At 64.1% G+C, this 20,238-nt stretch carries 21 protein-coding genes; 14 read left to right on the forward strand and 7 right to left on the reverse strand.

Annotated elements, in window-relative coordinates; genetic code table 11:
- Positions 1-17 precede the first annotated feature (17 nt).
- From ACIPG5_RS20740 to ACIPG5_RS20750, 3 genes are all read right to left on the reverse strand, one after another.
- Positions 18-656: a dihydrofolate reductase family protein gene (locus ACIPG5_RS20740; RefSeq protein WP_401377749.1), complete on the reverse strand. Its 639-nt coding sequence runs from the start codon at positions 654-656 to the stop codon at positions 18-20.
- Positions 657-693: 37 nt separating this feature from the next.
- Positions 694-1,623, reverse strand: a complete 930-nt coding sequence (locus tag ACIPG5_RS20745) for a malate dehydrogenase (protein ID WP_401377752.1) — start codon at positions 1,621-1,623, stop codon at positions 694-696.
- Between the two features lie 117 nt (positions 1,624-1,740).
- Positions 1,741-2,472, reverse strand: a complete 732-nt coding sequence (locus ACIPG5_RS20750) for an SDR family oxidoreductase (protein ID WP_176517563.1) — start codon at positions 2,470-2,472, stop codon at positions 1,741-1,743.
- A gap of 122 nt (positions 2,473-2,594) precedes the next feature.
- On the opposite strand from ACIPG5_RS20750, the gene ACIPG5_RS20755 reads away from it, so the two are divergent.
- The 7 genes from ACIPG5_RS20755 to ACIPG5_RS20785 all read left to right on the forward strand — a co-directional run bounded on the left by ACIPG5_RS20755 (position 2,595) and on the right by ACIPG5_RS20785 (position 8,413).
- Positions 2,595-3,392, forward strand: coding sequence for a LysR family transcriptional regulator (locus ACIPG5_RS20755; protein WP_401377755.1), 798 nt, complete (start codon positions 2,595-2,597; stop codon positions 3,390-3,392).
- 61 nt (positions 3,393-3,453) lie between these two features.
- The gene (locus ACIPG5_RS20760) at positions 3,454-3,876 is read left to right on the forward strand and encodes a nuclear transport factor 2 family protein (protein WP_176517561.1); all 423 of its coding nucleotides are present in this window, start codon (positions 3,454-3,456) and stop codon (positions 3,874-3,876) included.
- Positions 3,873-4,625 (forward strand): SDR family oxidoreductase, encoded by a 753-nt coding sequence (locus ACIPG5_RS20765; protein ID WP_286911896.1) that lies wholly within the window; start codon positions 3,873-3,875, stop codon positions 4,623-4,625. The genes ACIPG5_RS20760 and ACIPG5_RS20765 overlap by 4 nt, the downstream gene beginning before the upstream one ends.
- A 6-nt stretch (positions 4,626-4,631) precedes the next feature.
- The gene (locus tag ACIPG5_RS20770; protein WP_401377760.1) at positions 4,632-5,879 is read left to right on the forward strand and encodes an NAD(P)/FAD-dependent oxidoreductase; all 1,248 of its coding nucleotides are present in this window, start codon (positions 4,632-4,634) and stop codon (positions 5,877-5,879) included.
- Complete coding sequence (locus ACIPG5_RS20775) at positions 5,876-6,688, forward strand: DUF1365 domain-containing protein (protein ID WP_401377763.1); 813 nt, start codon at positions 5,876-5,878, stop codon at positions 6,686-6,688. The genes ACIPG5_RS20770 and ACIPG5_RS20775 overlap by 4 nt, the downstream gene beginning before the upstream one ends.
- Positions 6,663-7,922 carry a class I SAM-dependent methyltransferase gene (locus ACIPG5_RS20780; RefSeq protein ID WP_401377766.1) on the forward strand — a complete coding sequence of 420 codons (1,260 nt, stop codon included), beginning with the start codon at positions 6,663-6,665 and terminating at the stop codon, positions 7,920-7,922. Before ACIPG5_RS20775 ends, ACIPG5_RS20780 begins: the two co-directional genes overlap by 26 nt.
- Before the next feature lie 2 nt (positions 7,923-7,924).
- A complete protein-coding gene (locus ACIPG5_RS20785) occupies positions 7,925-8,413 on the forward strand; it encodes a DUF2878 family protein (RefSeq protein ID WP_401377768.1) in 489 nt (162 codons plus the stop codon).
- A 99-nt stretch (positions 8,414-8,512) separates the two neighbouring features.
- On the opposite strand, the gene ACIPG5_RS20790 is transcribed toward ACIPG5_RS20785, so the two are convergent.
- Positions 8,513-9,070 (reverse strand): YdeI/OmpD-associated family protein, encoded by a 558-nt coding sequence (locus ACIPG5_RS20790; protein WP_401377771.1) that lies wholly within the window; start codon positions 9,068-9,070, stop codon positions 8,513-8,515.
- A 112-nt stretch (positions 9,071-9,182) separates the two neighbouring features.
- On the opposite strand from ACIPG5_RS20790, the gene hutC reads away from it, so the two are divergent.
- From hutC to ACIPG5_RS20820, 6 genes are all read left to right on the forward strand, one after another.
- Positions 9,183-9,932 carry a histidine utilization repressor gene (gene hutC, locus ACIPG5_RS20795; protein ID WP_176517554.1) on the forward strand — a complete coding sequence of 250 codons (750 nt, stop codon included), beginning with the start codon at positions 9,183-9,185 and terminating at the stop codon, positions 9,930-9,932.
- A gap of 317 nt (positions 9,933-10,249) precedes the next feature.
- Entirely contained in the window at positions 10,250-11,929 is a 1,680-nt protein-coding gene (hutU, locus tag ACIPG5_RS20800) for a urocanate hydratase (protein WP_401377774.1), read from the forward strand.
- Between the two features lie 11 nt (positions 11,930-11,940).
- A complete protein-coding gene (locus tag ACIPG5_RS20805) occupies positions 11,941-13,098 on the forward strand; it encodes a CaiB/BaiF CoA transferase family protein (RefSeq protein WP_401377777.1) in 1,158 nt (385 codons plus the stop codon).
- Between the two features lie 2 nt (positions 13,099-13,100).
- Complete coding sequence (locus ACIPG5_RS20810) at positions 13,101-14,246, forward strand: acyl-CoA dehydrogenase family protein (protein ID WP_176511521.1); 1,146 nt, start codon at positions 13,101-13,103, stop codon at positions 14,244-14,246.
- 102 nt (positions 14,247-14,348) lie between these two features.
- On the forward strand, positions 14,349-15,755 hold the full coding sequence (locus tag ACIPG5_RS20815; protein ID WP_401377780.1) for a purine-cytosine permease family protein: 1,407 nt from the start codon (positions 14,349-14,351) through the stop codon (positions 15,753-15,755).
- 75 nt (positions 15,756-15,830) lie between these two features.
- Positions 15,831-16,505 (forward strand): TetR/AcrR family transcriptional regulator, encoded by a 675-nt coding sequence (locus tag ACIPG5_RS20820; protein WP_401377783.1) that lies wholly within the window; start codon positions 15,831-15,833, stop codon positions 16,503-16,505.
- A 38-nt stretch (positions 16,506-16,543) separates the two neighbouring features.
- Here the strand turns inward: ACIPG5_RS20820 and ACIPG5_RS20825 are convergent, their stop codons facing one another.
- The 3 genes from ACIPG5_RS20825 to ACIPG5_RS20835 all read right to left on the reverse strand — a co-directional run bounded on the left by ACIPG5_RS20825 (position 16,544) and on the right by ACIPG5_RS20835 (position 19,255).
- On the reverse strand, positions 16,544-17,131 hold the full coding sequence (locus tag ACIPG5_RS20825; RefSeq protein ID WP_176511518.1) for an HD domain-containing protein: 588 nt from the start codon (positions 17,129-17,131) through the stop codon (positions 16,544-16,546).
- 118 nt (positions 17,132-17,249) lie between these two features.
- Complete coding sequence (locus tag ACIPG5_RS20830) at positions 17,250-17,807, reverse strand: helix-turn-helix domain-containing protein (protein WP_401377786.1); 558 nt, start codon at positions 17,805-17,807, stop codon at positions 17,250-17,252.
- Between the two features lie 314 nt (positions 17,808-18,121).
- The gene (locus ACIPG5_RS20835) at positions 18,122-19,255 is read right to left on the reverse strand and encodes an aminotransferase class V-fold PLP-dependent enzyme (protein ID WP_401377789.1); all 1,134 of its coding nucleotides are present in this window, start codon (positions 19,253-19,255) and stop codon (positions 18,122-18,124) included.
- Between the two features lie 276 nt (positions 19,256-19,531).
- Here ACIPG5_RS20835 and ACIPG5_RS20840 point away from each other — a divergent pair, with 276 nt between their 5' ends.
- On the forward strand, positions 19,532-20,236 hold the full coding sequence (locus ACIPG5_RS20840) for an SDR family oxidoreductase (RefSeq protein ID WP_286915517.1): 705 nt from the start codon (positions 19,532-19,534) through the stop codon (positions 20,234-20,236).
- The last annotated feature ends 2 nt before the right edge of the window (positions 20,237-20,238 follow it).

Consider the following 20,238-nt stretch of genomic DNA (forward strand, 5'->3'; position numbering starts at 1 on the left):
AGGGAGGACTGGCGGTTTCAGCCACGCACGTAGCGCAGGTGCGTGGCGTCTGGCGTATGCAGGGCCTTGTCGATGCGAAACTGCGGGGCGGGGCCGTGCAGGTGCTCGAACAGGCGCCGGCCGCTGCCGAAGATGACCGGCGCCAGGGCGATCTCCAGTTCGTCGATGGCGTCGAGGTTCAGGTACTGCTGTATCACATCGGCGCCGCCCGAGATGCGGATGTCGCGGCCGCCCGCCAGTGCCCGGGCTTGCTCCAGCGCCTTGGCCGGGCCGTGGTTGAAGAAGTGGAAGGTGGTGCCGCCCGACCGCACCCACGGCTCGCGCTGCTGGTGAGTGAGGACCAGCACCGGAGCGTGGAATGGCGCCTCTTCTGGCCAGCTGCGCTCGCCGGCATCGAACATGCGCTTGCCCATGATGTAGGCGCCGGCACGCTCCATGGTGCTGCGCAGCATGTCGTTGACCGGGCCGGTTTCGCCGCCTTTGGCGAACAGCAGGTGTTCGCGAAAGTACTGCTGCTTGAGAATCCAGCTCATGAGCGCGCCCCACTTGGCGCCCCAGTCCTTGTACTCGGGGTGGTCCCAGTGCTCGATGCTCATGCCGTCCGGTGCCATGTAGCCGTCAAGGCTCAGGCCGATGTTGACGAATACCTTGCTCATGGTTTGCCTCTTGTGTGGTGGGCATTGTGGGAGCGCTTTAGAGTGCCTTCATTTCGGCAATATCACGCGCGACCTGATCGGCCGAGTGGTCGAACATCGCCTGCTCCTGCGCATCCAGCGGCATTTCGATCACCCGGGCAATCCCTTGCCTGGCCAGCACGCAGGGCACACCCATGGCGATATCCGTGCGCCCGTATTCGCCCTCGAGGATCGCCACCGTCGGCAAGATGCGGTTGCGCCCATGGGCGATGGCATCGACCATCTGGGCAATCGCCACACCCGGTGCATCGCAGGCGCTGCCGACCTTCTTCAAGCCCAGGATCTCGCCGCCACCCTGGCGGGTGCGCTGCACGATCCGCTCGATCTGCTCGCTGGACAGAAACTGCGCCAGCGGCACCGAACCGACCGCACAGTAGCGCATCAGCGGCACCATGCTGTCGCCGTGCCCGCCCAGCACCAGCGCGGTGATATCGCGTGCGGAAAAGCCGGTTTCCTCGGCGATGAAGCACTTCATGCGCGCGGTATCCAGCACCCCGGCCTGGCCGAATACCTTGTCGCGCCCCAGCCCGCTGACCGACCAGGCCCGGTAGGTCAGCACATCCACCGGGTTGGACACCACCAACAGCGTCGCAGCCGGCGCATGGCGCCTGATATCCGCCAGGATGCCGTCGAGAATCGGCAGGTTGATGCTCAACACATCCTGGCGCGACTGGCCGGGCTTGCGTGGCACGCCCGCGGTGATCACCACCAGGTCGGCACCTTGCAGCATCTGCGCATCGGCCCCGCCCACCACCCGGGTATCGGAGCCCGACTCGATGGCCGCCTGCCAGATATCCAGCGCCTTGCCCTTGGCCAGTTCGCCCTGCACATCGAGCAACACCAGTTCATGGCACAACTCTTCCCGGGCGATGATTTGCGCTGCCGCCTCGCCCACCAGCCCGGCACCCACAATTGCTAGCTTGTTCATCGGTAACCTCCCGCGGCGCGCGAAACCCGCAACACGCCCGCCTGTACAGGGAAGTATTGACCGCGCAAGCCAAAAGGCCACCCGCAGGTGACCTGAGGTCTTGCCGGCCGTGGTGCGTCAGGCCTGTTGCCGGGTCGCGCAGACCACGATCTCGCGCACGCACACCGACTGCGGCTGGCCATAGGCAAAGTCGATCACCTCGGCGATGTGCTCGGCGCTGAGCACCCCGCCCATCTCCTGCTTCCAGTCGTCGTAGCCGGCCTTGATGGCGTCGTCGGTGGTGTGGCTGAGCAGCTCGGTATCCACTGCCCCCGGCTCGATGGTGATCACCCGCACGTTGCTTGGCGCCAGCTCTTCGCGCAGGTTCTCGGACAACCCGGTGACCGCGAACTTGGTGCCGACGTAGGCCACGTGGTTGGGGAACGCCTTGCGCCCGGCCACGGAGCTGACGTTGATGATGGTGCCGCGCTTGCGCGCGACCATGCCGCCGGCCACCGCGTGGATGCCGTTGAGCAGCCCGCGCACGTTGACGTCGAGCATGCGGTCCCATTCGCTTGGGTCTTGCGTGGCGATGCTGCCCAGCAGCATCACCCCGGCATTGTTGATGATCGCGTCCACCGGGCCGAACTGCGCCTCGGCCTCGGCCACGGCAGCCAGCACCGCCGCCCGGTCGGTGATGTCCACGGCCAGGGCCAGGCTGTTGGGCAGTTGCAGCTGCTGCATCGGCGCCAGCCGACGGGCCAGCAGCAACAGCGCGTGGCCGCGGCCGGAGAGCAGCCTGGCGGTGGCCAGGCCGATACCGGAGCTGGCACCGGTGATGACGACCAGGGGTTTGTGGGTAGCGGTCATGGCAAGCGTCCTGTTATCCGAAATGTCTATGGGTAGGTAGCGCTGGCAGTATAGGAGCCAGTTCCAGGCACGAAAAATGGGATATTCTTTTGGCAGCCATCGGCATCACTTATGGGTAAACCATGGATTATCGTCAGCTTCGCGCCTTCATCGCAGTCTTCGAGGCGCGCAACATCACCACCGCCGCGCGCACCGTTCACCTTAGCCAACCGGCCCTGTCCGGCAGCATCAAGGCGCTTGAGCAAGCCCTGGGCACCACGCTGTTCGTGCGCCAGGCCAGGGGCGTGGAGGTGACCGAGGATGCCCGCGCGCTGTACCCCGAGGCGCAGCGCATGGTGGCCGATGCCGGCCGGTTGCTGACCCGCTTCAAGCACGACCGGGAACAGGCGCCGCTGCAGATCGGCGTCGAGCAGGACGTGGGCGCTGCGGTGCTGCGCCAGGTGGTGCAGGCGGCGGCGACCCTCAGCCCTGCGCTGCAGCTGCAGCTGGTTACCGGCTGCGCGGGCGCGGCGCGCCTGGCCAGCGAAGAACTGCGCTGCGAGGACGAACTGTTCCTGCCCCTGCACAGCGACCCTTTCGTGCTGGCGTCGCCGCAGGCGGGCGAGGCAAGGCGCTGGGTCACCTGCCCCGCGCAACCCAGCCACCAGCGCCTGCTGCCGTTCTACGACAGCCGCCCGGTGGCCGAAGCCGAGACCTTCGGCCTGGCCCTGGAGATGGTTGCCGCCGGCCTGGGCAGCGCCATCGTGCCGGCCTCGCTTGCCGCCGAACACCGCGAAGTGCGCAGCGAAGCGTTGCCGCAGCTGGACCTGCGCCGGCGCATCGGCCTGTGTTACTCAGCCCAGGCGCTAGCGCTCGAAGGGGTGATCCAGCTGCGTGATGCCCTGCAGGAGAAAATTGTACAAAACAGTTCTGCTGTATAGATTTATCCAGGCACCTGCACTATACCTTGTACAGAACCTTACTTTTGTACAGGTATTGTGCATGTCCGCCTTCCTGCAACGCTTCGTCGAACGCTTTGCCACGCTGGATACACACAATCTCGAGGTACTGGGCGACCTGTACAGCGCGGATGTAGCCTTCCGCGACCCTTTGCACCAGATCGACGGCCTCCCTGCCCTGCGTGCCTACTTCGCCCAGCTGTACGCCAACGTGTCCGAGGTGCAGTACCACTTCGAGGGCACCGACGAACTGGAGCCCGGCCACGGCTACATCCGCTGGACCCTGCACTACCGCCACCCGCGCCTGGCCGGCGGCAGGCGGATCAGCCTGCAGGGCTGCAGCCACCTGCGCTGGCACGAGCGGGTGCACTTTCACCAGGACTACTTCGACGCAGGCGCCCTGCTCTACGAGCATCTCCCGCTGATGGGCGGCGCGATCCGCTGGCTCAAGGGCCGGCTGGCATGAGCCGTTGCTGGCTGACCGGTGCCAGCAGCGGCATCGGCGCGGCCCTGGCGCTGCGCTTGCTGGAGCAAGGCCACCAGGTCGCCCTGGGTGCTCGCCAGGCACACAGCCTGGCAGCATTGGCCACGCGCTTTCCGGGCCAGGTATTGCTGGCGGTGGGTGACCTCGACCAGCCCGAGCAGGTGGCGCAGATTGCCGCACAGATCGAACAGGCATGGGGCGCGCTGGACCTGGTGATACTCAACGCCGGCACCTGCGAGTACCTGGAGCCGGGGCAGTTCGACCCGGCCCTGGTCGAGCGGGTGATGCGCACCAACGTCAACGGCACCAGCCATTGCCTGGCCGCCGCCCTGCCCCTGCTGCGCCGTGGCCAGCAGCCGCACCTGGTGGTGATGGGCAGCTCGGTCAGCTGGCTGGCGCTGCCGCGCGCGGGCGCCTATGGCGCCTCCAAGGCGGCGCTGCGCTACCTGGTGGAATCGCTGCGCATCGACCTGGTCGGCGAAGGCATCGACGTTACCCTGGTCAGCCCTGGTTTCGTCGACACCCCGCTGACCCGGCGCAACGACTTCCCCATGCCGCAGCTGTGGAGCGCCGAACGCGCCGCCGCGCATATCCTCGCGCGCCTGCCCCGGCGCCCGCTGGAAATCGCCTTCCCCGGCGGCTTCACTCGCCTTCTGCGCCTGCTCGGCGCCCTGCCGCCGGCCTGGCGCCTGGCACTGGGCCGGCGCATCGCGCGCAAGCCCCAGGGTTAGCCCAGCATGCACATCGCCATCATCGGCACGGGCATCGCCGGCCTGACCTGCGCCCACCTCCTGTCACGCCGCCACCTGGTCACGGTGTACGAGGCCGAGCCGCGCCTGGGCGGGCATACCCATACCGTCGACGTGCAATGGCAAGGGCAGGCCTACGCGGTGGACACCGGCTTCATCGTCTACAACGACTGGACCTACCCGCACTTCATTCGCCTGCTGCAACAGCTGGGCGTGGCCAGCCGGCCGACCGAAATGAGCTTCTCGGTGCATGACCCGGCCACGGGCCTTGAGTACAACGGCCACAACCTGGACACCCTGTTCGCCCAGCGCCGCAACCTGCTGCGCCCTGGCTTCTGGGGGATGCTGCGCGACGTGCTGCGCTTCAACCGCCAGGCCCTGGCCGACCTCGACCAGCAGCGGATCGCCAGCGACACCACGCTGGGCGCCTACCTGCACCAGCAGCGCTACGGGCAGCGCTTCATCGACCAGTACATCGTGCCCATGGGCTCGGCGATCTGGTCGATGCCACGGGCCGACATGCTCGCGTTCCCGTTGCAGTTCTTCGTGCGCTTCTGCCGCAACCATGGCCTGCTGTCGGTCAGCAAGCGCCCGCAATGGCGGGTGATCGAAGGCGGCTCCCGGGCTTACCTGGCGCCGTTGTGCCAGCCGTTCGCCGAACGCATCCGGCTGGGCTGCCCAGTGCAGCGGGTGGAGCGCGACGCACAAGGGGTGCAGGTCAGCAGCGCAGCCGGCAGCGAGCGTTTCGACAAGGTGGTGTTCGCCTGCCACAGCGACCAGGCCCTGGCCCTGCTGGCGGCGCCCAGCGATGCGGAGCGGGCGATCCTCGGTGCCATCCGCTACGCCGCCAACGAGGTGCTGCTGCACACCGACCAGCGCCTGCTGCCACGCCGGCGCAAGGCCTGGGCCAGCTGGAACTATCGCCTGGGCAGCAGCCCGCAGGCGCCTGCCGCGCTCACCTACAACATGAACATCCTGCAGGGCATCGAGGCGCCGGTGACCTTCTGCGTCAGCCTCAACCAGAGCGCCCTGGTGGACCCGCAGCAGGTGCTGGCCCGCTTCCAGTACGCGCACCCGCAGTACAGCCTCGGCGCCGTTGCCGCCCAGGCCCGCCACGCCGAGCTGCAAGGCCCGCTGCACAGCTACTACTGCGGCGCCTACTGGGCCAACGGCTTTCATGAAGATGGCGTGCTCAGTGCGCTGAAGGTGGCCGAACACTTTGGAGAACAGCTGTGAACAGCAGCCTTTGCCACGGCTGGGTCAGCCACCGGCGCCTGGCCCCCAGACCCCATGCGTTTGGCTACCGCATCGGCATGTTCTACCTGGACCTCGCCGAGCAAGCGCAACTGCCAGGCCTGAGCCGCTGGCTCGGGCGCTCGCGGTTGGCGCCGCTGTGCTGGCGGCAGACCGACTACCTGCCGGCCCTCACCCGCCAGGGCATGCCGCTGGCCGAGGCCGCGCGGCTGCTGGTCGGCCAGGCCACCGGGCAGGTGCCCGAAGGCGCCGTGCACCTGCTGACCCAGCCGCGCAGCTGGGGCCTGTCGTTCAACCCGGTGAGCGTGTTCTTCTGCCATGACCGCCACGGCCAGGTTGCCGCCGTGCTGCTGGAGGTGCGCAACACGCCCTGGCGCGAGCGCTTCCACTACGTGCTGCCGGTGCAGGGCGAGCTGGGCCAGCCCTTGAGCGTGGCCAAGGCCTTCCACGTCTCGCCGTTCCTGCCAGCGGACATGGACTACCACCTGCGCTTCGCCCTCGACGCCCAGCACGTGCGCATCCACATGGAAAACTGGCGCGCCGGGCAAAAATGCTTCGAAGCCGACCTGGCCCTGCAGCGCCAGCCACTTTCGCGTGCCAGCCTGCGGCGCTACCTGCTGGCGTTCCCGTGGATGAGCCTGCGCACCGTCAGCGCCATCTACTGGCAAGCCCTGCGCCTGCTGCTCAAGCGCACCCCCGTACACGACCACTTCACCAGCCAGCACGACCTGGCGCTCGGCCAACCTGCCCGCGAGGAGCACGACCATGCCCGCACCGACCTTGAGCATTAGCAAATCGGCCGGCCTCGCGCCCCTGCTCGGCGGCCTGGCCCGGCACGCCGTGCTGGCGCAGCTGCGCCGCTTGCGCCACGGCCACCTGCGGCTGATCAGCCAGGGCCAGCAATGGACCTTCGGCGACGTCGCAAGCCCGCTGTACGCGGAAGTGGAGATCCTCGACAACGCCGCCTGGGGGCTGGTCGCCGGCAACGGCTCGATCGGCGCCGGCGAAGGCTACATCCACGGCTACTGGCGCAGCCCCGACCTTGCCGCCGTCACGCGCCTGTTCGTCGCCAACCTGGAGGTGCTCGATGCCATGGAGGGCGGCCTGGCTCGCCTGGCGCGCCCGCCGCTGCGCCTGCTGCACCGGCTCAACCGCAACAGCCGGCACGGTGCGCGGCGCAATATCCTGGCTCACTACGACCTGGGCAATGCGCTGTTCGAACGCCTGCTCGACCCCAGCATGATGTACTCCGCCGCACGCTTCGACAGCCCCGGGCAAACCTTGGAGCAGGCCCAGCGGCGCAAGCTTGAGCGCATCTGCCAGCAGCTCGAGCTCAAGCCTGATGAGCACCTGCTGGAAATCGGCAGCGGCTGGGGCAGCCTGGCCCTCCACGCCGCCCTGGAATACGGTTGCCGGGTCACCACCACCACCCTTTCCGCCGCGCAACACACCTACACCTTGCAGCGGGTCAAGGCCCTGGGCCTGGAGCAGCGGGTCACGGTGCTGCTGGAGGACTACCGCGACCTGCGCGGGCGCTTCGACAAGCTGGTGTCGATCGAGATGATCGAAGCCGTCGGCCACCGCTACCTGCCGGCCTTCTTCCGCCAGTGCGCGGCGCTGCTCAAGGACGACGGCCTGATGCTGCTGCAGGCCATCACCATCCGCGACCAGCGCTACGCCCAGGCCCGCCGCTCGGTCGACTTCATCCAGCGCTACATCTTCCCTGGTGGCGCCCTGCCCTCGCTGAGCGTGCTGCTCGACACCGCCAGCCGCCAGACCGCGCTGAACCTGGTGCACCTGGAAGATTTCGGCCAGGACTACAGCCGCACCCTGCGCCACTGGCGCGACAACCTGCGCCTGGCGCGCTCGGAGCTCACGGCGCTGGGCTATGACGAAACCTTCCAGCGCTTGTGGGAGTTCTACCTGTGCTACTGCCAGGGCGGTTTCGAGGAGCGCACCATCGGCGTGGCACAGATGCTCTGGGCCGCGCCCCTGGCGCGCCGGGCGCCCTTGCCAGGGGCATGAACATGGCCCGCGGCTGGCTGCTGGGCAATGCCCTGTGGCTGCAGGCCGGCTGGTGGGCCTGCGTGCTGGGCGCGCGGCAGCCGTGGCTGCTGTGGCTGGTGCTGGCGGGGCTGGTGGTGCACCTGTGCCTGTGCCCACGCCTGCGCAGTGAGGTGCGGGTTTTGCTGTGGGTGGCCCTGGCCGGCTGCCTGCTCGACAGCGTGCTGGGCCTGTTGGGGGTGTTTCGCTTCGCGCAAGGGCCCTTGCCGTTATGGCTGGCATTGCTGTGGCTGGTGCTGGCCAGCGGCTTGCGCCACAGCCTGGCCTGGGCCGGCCGACCGCTCTGGCGCGCCGCGTTGCTGGGCCTGCTGGGCGGCCCCTTGGCCTACCTCGCCGGAGCCAGGGTGGCGGGCATCGAGTTGCCATTAGGACCTTTGCTTACCGGGCTCATCCTCGCGCCAATCTGGATGCTGGTACTGCCACTGACCTTGCGTTTCGCAGCAAGAAGCTAGCCCAACCCCCAAAAGCTGGCACTATCCACTTTCTTTCTTGTGGGAGCGGGCTTGCCCCGCGAACACCGGCGCAGCCGGTGCCATCCACTGGGACCGCCCCTAGGCGTCATCTTCCGCCTCAGGCGCACGAAACGCCTTGCTGTAATAGCCCGACGAGTCAAAACAGCAAACGTGCTTCTTGCCGGATGCAAGCATGTCGCATGCATCCGCTATGCGCTTTGCGCGCGTCGCGGATTGCTTGGCCGACGTCATCCAGTGAATCCAGTCCACCCGTGCGAGGGTGGTCGTACTGCTCCAAACCCGATGGGCCTCAGGCGTGGCTGCCAGGGCCTTTTGAAAATCCGCCGGGATATCAGGTTCGAGCTCCTGCTCCGCAGGCGCCAACTCCACTGTGACGGTATCCCCGATGGCTGCCTGTGCCGCTTCGAGCAACGCCGCACTAATCCGCAGCCAATGGCTCAGTTGACCATCCGGCTCCAAGGTCGCCTGAAACGGGCGCCCGTTGATCGTGCCTTCAACGCTCGTCCTTCCACGCCTCGGCAGTTTTGCACTGGCCTCTTCTGGCAGTATCACGAACGCCCACGAGGAATCGTCGCCGGGCTTTGCCGGGCGACGAAGCGTTGCTTCGAAGCGGGATGTCGCATCGGTTGCTGGCATTGCAACGCCTCCTATCACGACGCTACGTTCAGGGGTTTGCCCGCCATGGCGAGGAACCTGAAGTAAAGGTTAAACTGCTTCGCTAGTCACTCCCTCTCACCAGGAAAAAACAGTGCCCCAACCTGACGATCGTGCATCTTTGGCCGCATTTGCCCTAGAAAGCCCCGCCCCGCTTTATGCAAGAGTCAAAGACATCATCCTTCAACAGATCCGCACCGGCGTCTGGGGCCCCAACTTCAAGCTGCCCTCCGAGAGTGAGCTCTTCAACCAGCTGGGCGTCAGCCGGATGACCATCAACCGGGCCTTGCGCGAACTCACCATCGAAGGCGTGCTGGTGCGCCTGCAAGGCGTAGGCACTTTCGTGGCAGAGGTCAAAGGGCATGCCGCACTGTTTCAGATCCACGACATCGCCGAGGAAATCACCAAGCGCGGACACCTGCATCGCAGTGAAGTGGTCCGGCTCGAGGCGCTTGCAGAGCCGCTCCCGGCTTCGCTGCTGTTCTCCCTGGATGAGGTCGAGAACCTGTTCCACTCGGTGCTGGTGCACTACGAAAACGAAATTCCAGTGCAAATCGAGGAACGCTTCGTCAATGCCGACATCGCCCCCGATTATCTCAAGCAGGATTTCACCCGTATCACGCCGTTTGCCTACCTGATCCAACTCGCGCCGCTGACCGAAGCCGAGCACATGGTGGAGGCCATCCAGGCAACACCCGCGGAGTGCAAACTGCTGCACATCAAACGCACCGACCCTTGTCTTCTCATCCGGCGCCGCAGCTGGTCGGGTAAAAGGCAAGTTGGCTGCGCCCGGCTGATCTATCCAGGCTCGCGCTACCGCTTGGAAGGCCGTTTCGGGCAGTAACCGCGCTTTCCTCCGCCAGGGTCATCGACTGAGCTTGATCGATGACCGCGTGCGCATCGCGTTAGGCATCGATCAAAAATTTTTTTGACCTTCCGTCGTCAAACCCCGCTTTTCCCTCCTCTTTGACCGCGCTCTATTCAGTCGCAAGCTACTGAAAACAAAGCCAATTCTTTTTTTTCCCGACGCAGATGAAACCTTTCACCTGGCATCAGGCACATTGGCGCACCCCATGTTGTATATACAGGTTGATATATGTTTGTATGTATAAGACTTAACAACACCCACCTCTGCACTGCATTCATAAGAAGGAAACCGCCATGAAAGCTTCCCGATTCCGTGACACCGAAATCCGCGCCCCGCGTGGCAACAAGCTGACGGCCAAAAGCTGGCTGACCGAAGCGCCGCTGCGCATGCTGATGAACAACCTCGACCCGCAGGTCGCCGAAAACCCCAAGGAACTGGTGGTGTACGGCGGCATCGGCCGCGCCGCGCGCAACTGGGCCTGCTACGACAAGATCGTCGAGAGCCTGACCCACCTCAACGACGACGAAACCCTGCTGGTGCAGTCGGGCAAGCCGGTCGGCGTGTTCAAGACCCACGCCAACGCCCCGCGCGTGCTGATCGCCAACTCCAACCTGGTGCCACACTGGGCCAACTGGGAACACTTCAACGAGCTGGATGCCAAGGGCCTGGCCATGTACGGCCAGATGACCGCCGGCAGCTGGATCTACATCGGCAGCCAGGGCATCGTCCAGGGCACCTACGAGACCTTCGTCGAGGCCGGCCGCCAGCACTACGGCGGCAGCCTCAAGGGCAAGTGGGTACTGACCGCAGGCCTTGGCGGCATGGGCGGCGCCCAGCCACTGGCCGCGACCCTGGCCGGTGCCTGCTCGCTGAACATCGAATGCCAGCAGAGCCGCATCGACTTCCGCCTGGAAACCCGCTACGTCGACGAACAGGCCAGCGACCTCGATGACGCCCTGGCGCGCATCGCCAAGTACACCGCCGAAGGCAAGGCCATCTCCATCGCCCTGCACGGCAACGCCGCCGAAATCCTGCCAGAGCTGGTCAAGCGTGGCGTGCGCCCGGACATGGTCACCGACCAGACCAGCGCCCACGACCCGCTCAACGGCTACCTGCCAGCCGGTTGGACCTGGGAGCAGTACCGCGACCGCGCGCAGACCGAGCCGGCCGCCGTGGTCAAGGCCGCCAAACAGTCCATGGCCGTGCACGTGCAAGCCATGCTGGACTTCCAGAAGCAAGGCGTGCCGACCTTCGACTACGGCAACAACATCCGCCAGATGGCCAAGGAAGAGGGCGTGGCCAATGCCTTCGACTTCCCAGGCTTCGTGCCGGCCTACATCCGCCCGCTGTTCTGCCGCGGCATCGGCCCGTTCCGCTGGGCTGCGCTGTCGGGTGATGCGCAAGACATCTACAAGACCGACGCCAAGGTCAAGGAACTGATCCCCGACGACGCCCACCTGCACCGCTGGCTGGACATGGCCCGCGAGCGCATCAGCTTCCAGGGCCTGCCGGCGCGCATCTGCTGGGTTGGCCTGGGCCTGCGCGCCAAGCTGGGCCTGGCGTTCAACGAAATGGTGCGCAGCGGCGAGCTGTCGGCGCCGATCGTGATCGGCCGCGACCACCTGGACTCCGGTTCGGTGTCCAGCCCCAACCGCGAAACCGAAGCCATGCAGGATGGCTCCGATGCCGTGTCCGACTGGCCGCTGCTCAATGCCCTGCTCAACACTGCCAGCGGCGCCACCTGGGTCTCCCTGCACCACGGCGGCGGTGTCGGCATGGGCTTCTCGCAGCACTCTGGCATGGTGATTGTTTGCGACGGCACCGATGAGGCGGCCGAGCGCATTGCCCGCGTGCTGACCAACGACCCGGCCACCGGGGTGATGCGCCATGCCGATGCGGGCTACCAGATCGCCATCGACTGCGCCAAGGAGCAGGGCCTGAACCTGCCGATGATCACCAGCACCCAGCCGTGAGGAGCCAAGCCATGAATCCACAGAACTGCGCTCCCAAGCCGCTGCAAGGGGTGCGTGTGCTGGACCTGAGCCGTGTACTGGCCGGCCCGCACTGCACTGCGATGCTGGCTGACCTAGGCGCCGAAGTGATCAAGTTCGAAGTGCCGGGGCATGGCGATGACAGCCGCCACCTGGGCCCTTTTGGCGAAAATGGCGAGAGCGTCTATTTCGGCCTGATCAACCGTGGCAAGCGCAGCGTCGAACTTGATTTCAAGGACCCGGCCCAGCTTCAGCGCTTTCACGCACTGGTGGCCGATGCCGATGTCGTGGTGGAAAATTTCCGCCCCGGCGTGACCCAGCGATTGGGCATCGATTTCGACAGCCTCAAGGCACTCAACCCTCGGCTGATCTACGCCAGTATTTCCGGGTTCGGCCAGAGCGGGCCACTGTCCACCCGCCCGGCCTACGACATCGTCGCCCAGGCCATGTCCGGCCTGATGAGCGTGACAGGTTTCCCCCAGACCGGCCCAACCCGCAGTGGCGAAGCACTTGGCGATCTCTGCGCTGGCGTCTACGCCGCCTGGGCAATCAGCTCGGCGCTGTTCGCCCGTGAGTTCCACGCCGCTGGCGCACAGTACCTGGATGTGGCGATGTTCGACGTCTTGGTCAGCCTGCAAATGACCGGCCTCTCCAATCTGTTTGCTCAGGGTCGCGCCCCGGGGCTGGTGGGCAACCGTCACCCGGTCTCGACGCCATTCGACACCTACCGCGCCGCTGATGGGCTGGTGGTGATCGCAGTCGCCAGCGACAAGCTGTTCCGCCGCTTGTGCCAGACCATGCAATGCCAGGCCTTGGGCGATGACCCGCGCTTCGTCGACGACGGCTCGCGCACCGCCAACGAAGCGGCCTTGAAAGCACGGATCGAGTCCTGGACGAGCACCCAACGCGTTGAACAGATCTGTGACTTGCTGCTGGACGCCGGGGTGCCCGCCTCGCCTGTATGGGATCTGGCCCAGGCCACCAGCAGCGAGCAAGCCCAGGTGCGCCAATTGCTGATAGAGGGCGGTGCACAGTCGCCCTTGGTACCGCAGCCGGTGTTTTTCAACGCAAGCAAACCCCACGCCGCTTCGCCTGCCCCCCGCCTGGGCGAAGCCAATGCCCTGTTCGGCCTGCCCCACACTGGAGAATAACAATGAACTACGAACTGGACGCCGCGGAACTGGCAATCATCGAATCTGCCGAGCGCGTTGCTCAAGACGTACTGAAACCCAAGGCCCAGGGCCTTGATGAGTCCGAGGCGTTTTGCGCCGACAGCCTCAAGGCCCTGGGTGATCTGGGGTTCATGGGCATCAATCTGCCTGAGGCCTATGGCGGATTTGGCATCACAAGCCTTGCAATGAGCCGCGTGGTGGAGGCGGTGGCCGCGGCCTGCGCCTCCACCGCGTCGGCAATGACCGCGCATTTTCTGGCCACCGACTCGCTGCTCATCGGTGGCACCGAGGCGCAGCGTCAGCAATGGCTGCCCCGCGCCGCCACTGGCGAGTTGCTGGGCGCGTTCGCGCTGACCGAACCTGCGGCCGGCTCCAACCCGGCCGATATGCGCACCCGAGCGAGCCAGGAGAATGATGGCTGGCGGATCCGTGGCAGCAAGCATTACATCACCAATGCCCGCGAAGCCGATTTCATCGTGCTGTACGCCAAGACCGACGGCGACGCGGGTCATCACGGCATCAGCGCTTTTGTCATTCCCAAAGGGACGCAGGGCATCACCTTTTCCAGCCCGGAAAAGACCATGGGCCTGCGCGGCAGCACGATCTATGAGCTGTCGCTGGACTGCTGGCTGCCCGCCAGCGCCTTGCTGGGCGAGCAAGGCCATGGCTTCAAGACCGCGATGGAGGTCTTGGATCGCGGCCGGGTAGAAGTGGCGGCGATGGCCTTGGGCATCGCCCGCGCCGCCATGGAGCACAGCCTCAGCTGGGCCCAGCAGCGCCAGATCGGCCCCAAGCCATTGGCTGCCTACCAGGGTACACAGTGGCGTCTTGCAGACATGCACAGCCAATTGCAGGCAGCGCGCCTGCTGACCCTGCACGCTGCGGCCAGCCGTGATTCGGGCGGGCGCTTCAGCCTGGAGTCGGCCACCGCCAAGCTGTTCGCCGCCGAGGCGGCCGGTTTCATCACCGATGCCGCACTCCAACTGCATGGCGGTTATGGCTACATTCGCGACCTGCCGCTGGAGCGCCTGGTGCGCGATGCACGCATCCTGCGCATTTTTGAAGGGACTTCGGAGGTGCAGAAAATCATCATCTCCCGCGCCGTACTAGACGCCGCCCGCGCGTGAGGTGGTCAGCCTGGGCGGCAGCAGCCGTTCAGGCTCAAAGGGCATCGGTCACATAACAACAATAGAGGCGCCATGGGCAGTGGCGCCACAGGAGACACGCTCATGTCTGGCAAGCCCCTCATAGAAACGCGATCCATCGATTACATCCCCGAAAGCGAACGCCACGGTCGCCTCTTCAGCCAGTTCACCTTATGGTTCGGTGCCAATCTGCAGATAACGGCCATCGTCACCGGTGCCTTGGCAGTGGTGCTGGGTGGCGATGTGTTCTGGTCATTGATCGGCCTGTTGATCGGCCAGGTGTTCGGCGGCATCGTGATGGCGCTGCATGGCGCTCAAGGCCCGCGTCTGGGCCTGCCGCAAATGGTTTCCAGCCGCGTGCAGTTCGGTGTGTTCGGTGCAGTGATACCGCTGGTACTGGTCTGCATCATGTACATCGGGTTCAATGCCACCGGCACGGTGCTGGCCGGCCAGGCCATCGGCCGCATGGCCAATATCAGCGATACCGGCGGCATCCTCGTTTTCGCCGCCGTGATCGTGGCCCTGACGGTGTGTGGCTACAGGGTGATTCACCTGCTGGGGCGGGTTGCCAGTGCGCTCGGCTTGGTGGCATTCGCCTACCTTTTCGTTCGCATGTTCTCGGTGAACGATATCGCCACCTTGCTCGATAACCGACACTTCGGTTGGAACACGTTCCTTCTGGCCATTTCGCTTTCGGCCTCGTGGCAGATCGCCTTCGGCCCCTACGTGGCCGACTACTCGCGTTACCTGCCCAGTGCCACCTCCCCGTTGCGCACGTTCCTTGCCGTAGGCCTGGGCTCAGTGCTCGGTTCACAGACCTCCATGGTGCTCGGCGTGTTCGCTGCCGCCCTGGCAGGCAGTGCCTTCTCAGGGCATGAGGTGAATTACATCGTCAGCCTGGGCGCCAGCGGGCTGATTGCGAGCCTGCTGTTCTTCAGCATCGGCTTTGGCAAAGTGACCATCGCCACCTTGAACGCCTATGGCAGCTTCATGTGCATCGCCACCATTGTCAGTGCGTTTCACAAACGCTTCACGGTGTCCTCCGGCCAGCGCCTGGTATTCGTGCTCTGTATTGTCGGCATCTCCACCACCCTTGCGCTGATCGGGCAGCATTCCTTCCTCAGCGCGTTCAAGTCCTTCCTGCTGTTTCTGCTGGCATTTTTCACGCCTTGGAGTGCCATCAACCTGGTGGACTACTACTTCATCACCAAGGAACGCTACGACATCGCGGCCTTGGACGACCCCGATGGCCGCTATGGCCGCTGGAACTGGGTAGGTATCGGCACCTACGGGTTCGGGGTGATGGTGCAGATGCCCTTCATTGCCACCAGCTTCTATACCGGCCCGCTGGTGCAATACCTGGGTGAGACGGACATTTCCTGGCTGGTGGGTTTGATCTTGCCGGCGCTCGTCTATTACTCGCTTGCCAGGCGCGGTGCCCGGCACCCTCAGGCATTTCCCGCGCAAGACGTTACCCAGAAGCAGTACTAGCCCCTGAGCCGCTTGCCGCCCTCACTGGGCGGCAAGCCACCTGCCCGCCCCTGGCACCAACAGCCCAGAGACCCCATGAACACCAACACACAACCTGCCCCACCGGCCGGGACACAGCAGCGCCTGTACCTGGCGGCAGTGGACTTGTTCGCTGAACAGGGCTATCAGAATACGAGCTTGCGCGACCTGGCCGCCCGCTTGGGTATCGGCGCGGGTTCCCTGTACAACCACATCGAAAGCAAACAGGCACTGCTCTTCGACCTCATCGAAGAATGCATGAGCGACCTGCTGAGCCTCACCCGAGCAAAGCTCAAGGCCGCCCAGGGCTCGCGCGCCCGCCTGCATGCATTCGTGAGTGCCTTCATCGAGCTTCAACAGCGCGAGGGCAAAAGGTTGCAACTCATGCTGCGTGAAGCGCGCAACCTGACGGCAGAACAGTATCGGCTGCACGCAGCGATGCGCGATGAGTACACCCAGCAGCTGACCGCCATCATTGCCTCTACCCTGCTCCATCGAGGCCTGGATAGCTCGGCGACCAGGTTCTTCGCCAACAGGGTCATCGGCATGCTCGAAAGCCTTTGCCAATCGCAGGACATCGATTCGACCCTGTCACAACGGCAAATCATTGAACAGCTCACCGACATGATCCTGGGCGCTGCCTCCAGCTTGGCGCCCCTTGCTCGGCCTACGGCAGGCACTTCACCGGCGACTCGCACGGGTGTTCGTCTGCAAGGCAATCGAGCCGGGTAGACAAGATACTTGGCTAGTATGCAACCCGCTGTGCAAGGTCATTCGCCATGGCGATCTTGAGGGCTTTGGATATTTTTCCTGGTGTTTTCGTCGAGAAGGCCGCGAAGCACCTCGAACAGTGGATAGGCATCCGTGTATTTCTTGCCGTAACTTAGGTTGAACGCGTAATCGAAATCTGGCGGGTTCTTGCCTTGATTGTGCTGAAGGATGGTTTCCAGCTTATCTAGCGCCTTGACGGCCTGGGCCTCGGGCGAACGTGCATTTTCATAGTCATCCCACAGCGCAAGGATTTCAGCTTTAACCGTGTCATCCAGTGTACGGGTCAAGAGGAGAAGGTCGTTTCGCTCCTGTTGGCTCTTGTCGGGAAACGCGTCCTTGCTAACAGCGGGAATATCGCCATTGATGGCTTCGCCCAAGTCATGGATGACGCACATCTTGATGAGTTTCAGCTTATCGAGACCGGCCAGTTGATCCTCGAAAACGATGGCCATCAGGCAGAGGCGCCAGCTATGTTCAGCCGTGCTCTCGGTACGACCGGAAGAGGTATGGGCCGTTCTGAGTACATCCTTGAGTTTTTCCGCTTCAGTTAGAAAGGCGAGACGCCCTTTAAGCTTCTCGATATCCATGATTGCTCCTGGCACTGTTGGCAAACTGTGGGCTGCCTTGACTGGATCAGAGCAGCCTAGAGCTGAAAGTACGCAGCGTCCACGCATAAAAAATGCGGGCGCTATGCGCCGCAATCGATCACAGCGTTTCCACCAGACGTGCAGCAGAGCCATCCGAGAGCGGGATACGTGTCCAGCGACAGAGACTGTGGCTGATGGGCACAAGGCAGGAATCATTGGTACCGCTTGCAAATTCCAGCGCTGGGGGCGCGAGTGCTTCCCGCCACCCCAGTTCGTCCAGCATCAATTCCTTGGCAACGATCTGCGGCGAAGCGAAACGCCACAGTGACTGCCCCAGCAGTGTGCTGACGGGGCTGGTGAACTGGGCTGCGCGTGAGGGCGAGCACGCTAGCAATCTATGCGTCAGGTCGCACATGAGATGAACGGGCCGCACGCTTTCTTTCACCAGCCGCGCCAATGCCTGATCTGCGGCGGTATCAAGACGAGCGGTAAGTAGCTTCTCCAAAGTGCTGCGGGAGAACGGGTCCAGTGCCAGTACACCACTCTCCCAGCGAGAGATAGTTGATTGAGTGACGTTGAACAAGCTCGCCGCATGGGACTGTTTGACGCGGTGCAGCAAACGCCATCGCTTAAGCGCTACGCCAGGCAATTCCGGCTTCAGCAATATGTCAGGCATCGCGGCTTCCGAGAGGTGAGCTAAGCGGCGATTTTGAGTTATGCAAGATTGCCCTGCAAGCGGGCCAGACCGGTGGGTCTTATCAGAGCGTGAGAGCACTCAGCTTGGATTGCGCGCAACGATCCAAAGCTCTGTGGTCAGTACCGGCCTCATCGCCGGCAAGCCGGCTCCCACAGGAGTATCACACCCTCCTTCAGGCCTGCGCTGTACTGTGGGAGCCGGCTTGCCGGCGACGGGCTGCGAAGCGGCCCCGGTTGCAGGTGTCTGCTTCGGGTCGGACCCAAAGCGGACAACTGCAACCCGTTAGGCGGGCTTTAGTTCACCATCACTTCGTCCAGTGCCTGTTCAAGAATGCTGACCGTGCGCTCGATATTGCGCACTTTCTCGAGGCCGAACAAACCAATGCGAAAAGTCTGGAAGTCGGCCGGTTCGTCACATTGCAACGGCACCCCGGCGGCTATCTGCAGGCCGTGCTCGGCAAACTTCTTACCGTTCTTGATATCACCATCATCGGTATAGCTCACCACTACGCCCGGGGCCTGGAACCCGGCGGCGGCCACGCTTCTGAAGCCTTTGCCGGTCAGCAGGGCGCGCACGCGGTTACCCAGCGCCTGTTGCTCGTCGCGCAGCTTGTCGAAACCGTAGGCGTGCATCTCGTTGATCACGTCGCTGAACCGCGCGAGCGCGTCACTGGGCATGGTCGCATGGTAGGCATGGCCGCCCTGTTCGTAGGCCTGCATGATCTGCAGCCACTTTTTCAGGTCGCAGGCAAAGCTACTGCTTTGCGTCTGCTCAATGCGCTCGAGGGCCAGGGCACTGAGCATCACCAGGGCGCAGCAAGGCGAGGCGCTCCAGCCTTTCTGCGGTGCGCTGATCAGCAGGTCGACTGCGCACTTGTGCATATCGACCCACAGCGTGCCTGAGGCAATGCAGTCCAGCACGAATAGCCCACCCACCGCATGCACGGCGTCGCCGACGGCGCGCAGGTATTCGTCGGGCAGGATGATCCCTGATGCGGTTTCAACGTGGGGGGCAAAGACAACCTGGGGCTTGTGCGCCTCGATGGCTGCCAGCACTTCGTCCAGCGGCGGGGGTGCGTAGGCTGCCTGGCGGCCCGTGTCGACCGGTCGCGCCTTCAGCACCGTGGTGGCCGCCGGGATGTTGCCCACCTCGAGGATCTGGCTCCAGCGATAACTGAACCAGCCGTTACGGATTACCAGGCATTGCTTGCCGGTGGCGAACTGTCGCGCTACCGATTCCATGCCGAAGGTCCCGCTGCCCGGCACTACCGCAACGGCCTGGGCGTTGTAGACCTGTTTCAGGGTCGTGGAAATGTTCCTCATCACGCCTTGAAAGGTCTGCGACATGTGATTGAGCGAGCGATCGGTGTAGACCACCGAATACTCGACCAGCCCCTCAGGATCAATACTGGGATAGAGCTTCGACATGGGGTGACTCCTTTGGCAGGGAAGCCATGGGTATGGCCGGTCCTAAGCTTTTGCGGTGCGTACTTGGCGTTCAAGTTAGCAGATTCAAAGCGTCATGCTGCGTGCGATCCCGGTCGCCGGCTGGCCGTGGTCAACCGTCGATACGCTTCACCTGAATACTGTTCGCCAATAGATTTTCTACTGTCATTTAAAAGGCTTGCTGTCTCTCTTAGAAAGACCGAGCGCCGCTACTCTCATTCCACAAACAACCTATCCACACTTCACTCAGGAGGATCTATGACAGTAGAAAAAGTAGCAATCGTCACGGCCGGTGGTAGCGGTATGGGGGCGGCAGCTGCGCGCAGACTGGCTGCCGATGGCTTCAATGTCGGTATTCTTTCTTCCTCTGGCAAAGGCGAGGCCCTGGCGCAGGAGCTCGGCGGTATTGGCGTAACCGGCAGTAACCAGTCAATCGAAGACCTGCAGCGCCTGGTCGACGCCGTCATTCAGAAATGGGGCCGTATCGATGTGTTGGTCAACAGCGCCGGCCATGGCCCGCGGGCACCGATCCTCGAGATCAGCGACGAAGATTGGCACCAAGGCATGGAGACTTACCTGCTCAACGTCATTCGCCCTGCACGACTGGTGACGCCGTACATGCAGCGCCAGAACGGCGGTGCGATCATCAACATTTCTACGGCATGGGCGTTCGAGCCAAGCGAACTGTTCCCAACTTCGGCGGTTTTCCGTGCCGGCCTGGCGTCGTTCAGCAAGATCTTTGCTGACAAGTATGCCGCCGACAACATTCGCATCAATAACGTGTTGCCGGGCTGGATCGACAGTCTTCCTGCTACCGAACAACGTCGCGAAGGTGTGCCGCTCAAGCGCTATGGCACCAGCGAAGAAATTGCCGCCACCATCGCCTTCCTGGCGAGCGACGGGGCCGCCTACATTACCGGCCAGAACATCAAGGTCGACGGCGGCGTTACCCGCAGCGTCTGAGT

Source organism: Pseudomonas sp. NPDC087029, assembly GCF_044745345.1.
GTDB lineage: Bacteria > Pseudomonadota > Gammaproteobacteria > Pseudomonadales > Pseudomonadaceae > Aquipseudomonas > Aquipseudomonas faucium.

Bases quoted from the DNA above. Each gene is read 5' to 3' on its own strand.
- hutU (WP_401377774.1), top strand. From the start codon at position 10,250: ATGAAAGCTTCCCGATTCCGTGACACCGAAATCCGCGCCCCGCGTGGC.
- ACIPG5_RS20815 (WP_401377780.1), top strand. From the start codon at position 14,349: ATGTCTGGCAAGCCCCTCATAGAAACGCGATCCATCGATTACATCCCC.
- ACIPG5_RS20830 (WP_401377786.1), bottom strand. From the start codon at position 17,807: ATGCCTGACATATTGCTGAAGCCGGAATTGCCTGGCGTAGCGCTTAAG.
- ACIPG5_RS20770 (WP_401377760.1), top strand. From the start codon at position 4,632: ATGCACATCGCCATCATCGGCACGGGCATCGCCGGCCTGACCTGCGCC.
- ACIPG5_RS20825 (WP_176511518.1), bottom strand. From the start codon at position 17,131: ATGGATATCGAGAAGCTTAAAGGGCGTCTCGCCTTTCTAACTGAAGCG.
- ACIPG5_RS20760 (WP_176517561.1), top strand. From the start codon at position 3,454: ATGTCCGCCTTCCTGCAACGCTTCGTCGAACGCTTTGCCACGCTGGAT.
- ACIPG5_RS20750 (WP_176517563.1), bottom strand. From the start codon at position 2,472: ATGACCGCTACCCACAAACCCCTGGTCGTCATCACCGGTGCCAGCTCC.
- ACIPG5_RS20835 (WP_401377789.1), bottom strand. From the start codon at position 19,255: ATGTCGAAGCTCTATCCCAGTATTGATCCTGAGGGGCTGGTCGAGTAT.
- ACIPG5_RS20765 (WP_286911896.1), top strand. From the start codon at position 3,873: ATGAGCCGTTGCTGGCTGACCGGTGCCAGCAGCGGCATCGGCGCGGCC.
- ACIPG5_RS20790 (WP_401377771.1), bottom strand. From the start codon at position 9,070: ATGCCAGCAACCGATGCGACATCCCGCTTCGAAGCAACGCTTCGTCGC.
- ACIPG5_RS20785 (WP_401377768.1), top strand. From the start codon at position 7,925: ATGGCCCGCGGCTGGCTGCTGGGCAATGCCCTGTGGCTGCAGGCCGGC.
- ACIPG5_RS20745 (WP_401377752.1), bottom strand. From the start codon at position 1,623: ATGAACAAGCTAGCAATTGTGGGTGCCGGGCTGGTGGGCGAGGCGGCA.
- ACIPG5_RS20805 (WP_401377777.1), top strand. From the start codon at position 11,941: ATGAATCCACAGAACTGCGCTCCCAAGCCGCTGCAAGGGGTGCGTGTG.
- ACIPG5_RS20820 (WP_401377783.1), top strand. From the start codon at position 15,831: ATGAACACCAACACACAACCTGCCCCACCGGCCGGGACACAGCAGCGC.
- ACIPG5_RS20740 (WP_401377749.1), bottom strand. From the start codon at position 656: ATGAGCAAGGTATTCGTCAACATCGGCCTGAGCCTTGACGGCTACATG.
- ACIPG5_RS20780 (WP_401377766.1), top strand. From the start codon at position 6,663: ATGCCCGCACCGACCTTGAGCATTAGCAAATCGGCCGGCCTCGCGCCC.
- ACIPG5_RS20755 (WP_401377755.1), top strand. From the start codon at position 2,595: ATGGATTATCGTCAGCTTCGCGCCTTCATCGCAGTCTTCGAGGCGCGC.
- ACIPG5_RS20840 (WP_286915517.1), top strand. From the start codon at position 19,532: ATGACAGTAGAAAAAGTAGCAATCGTCACGGCCGGTGGTAGCGGTATG.
- ACIPG5_RS20810 (WP_176511521.1), top strand. From the start codon at position 13,101: ATGAACTACGAACTGGACGCCGCGGAACTGGCAATCATCGAATCTGCC.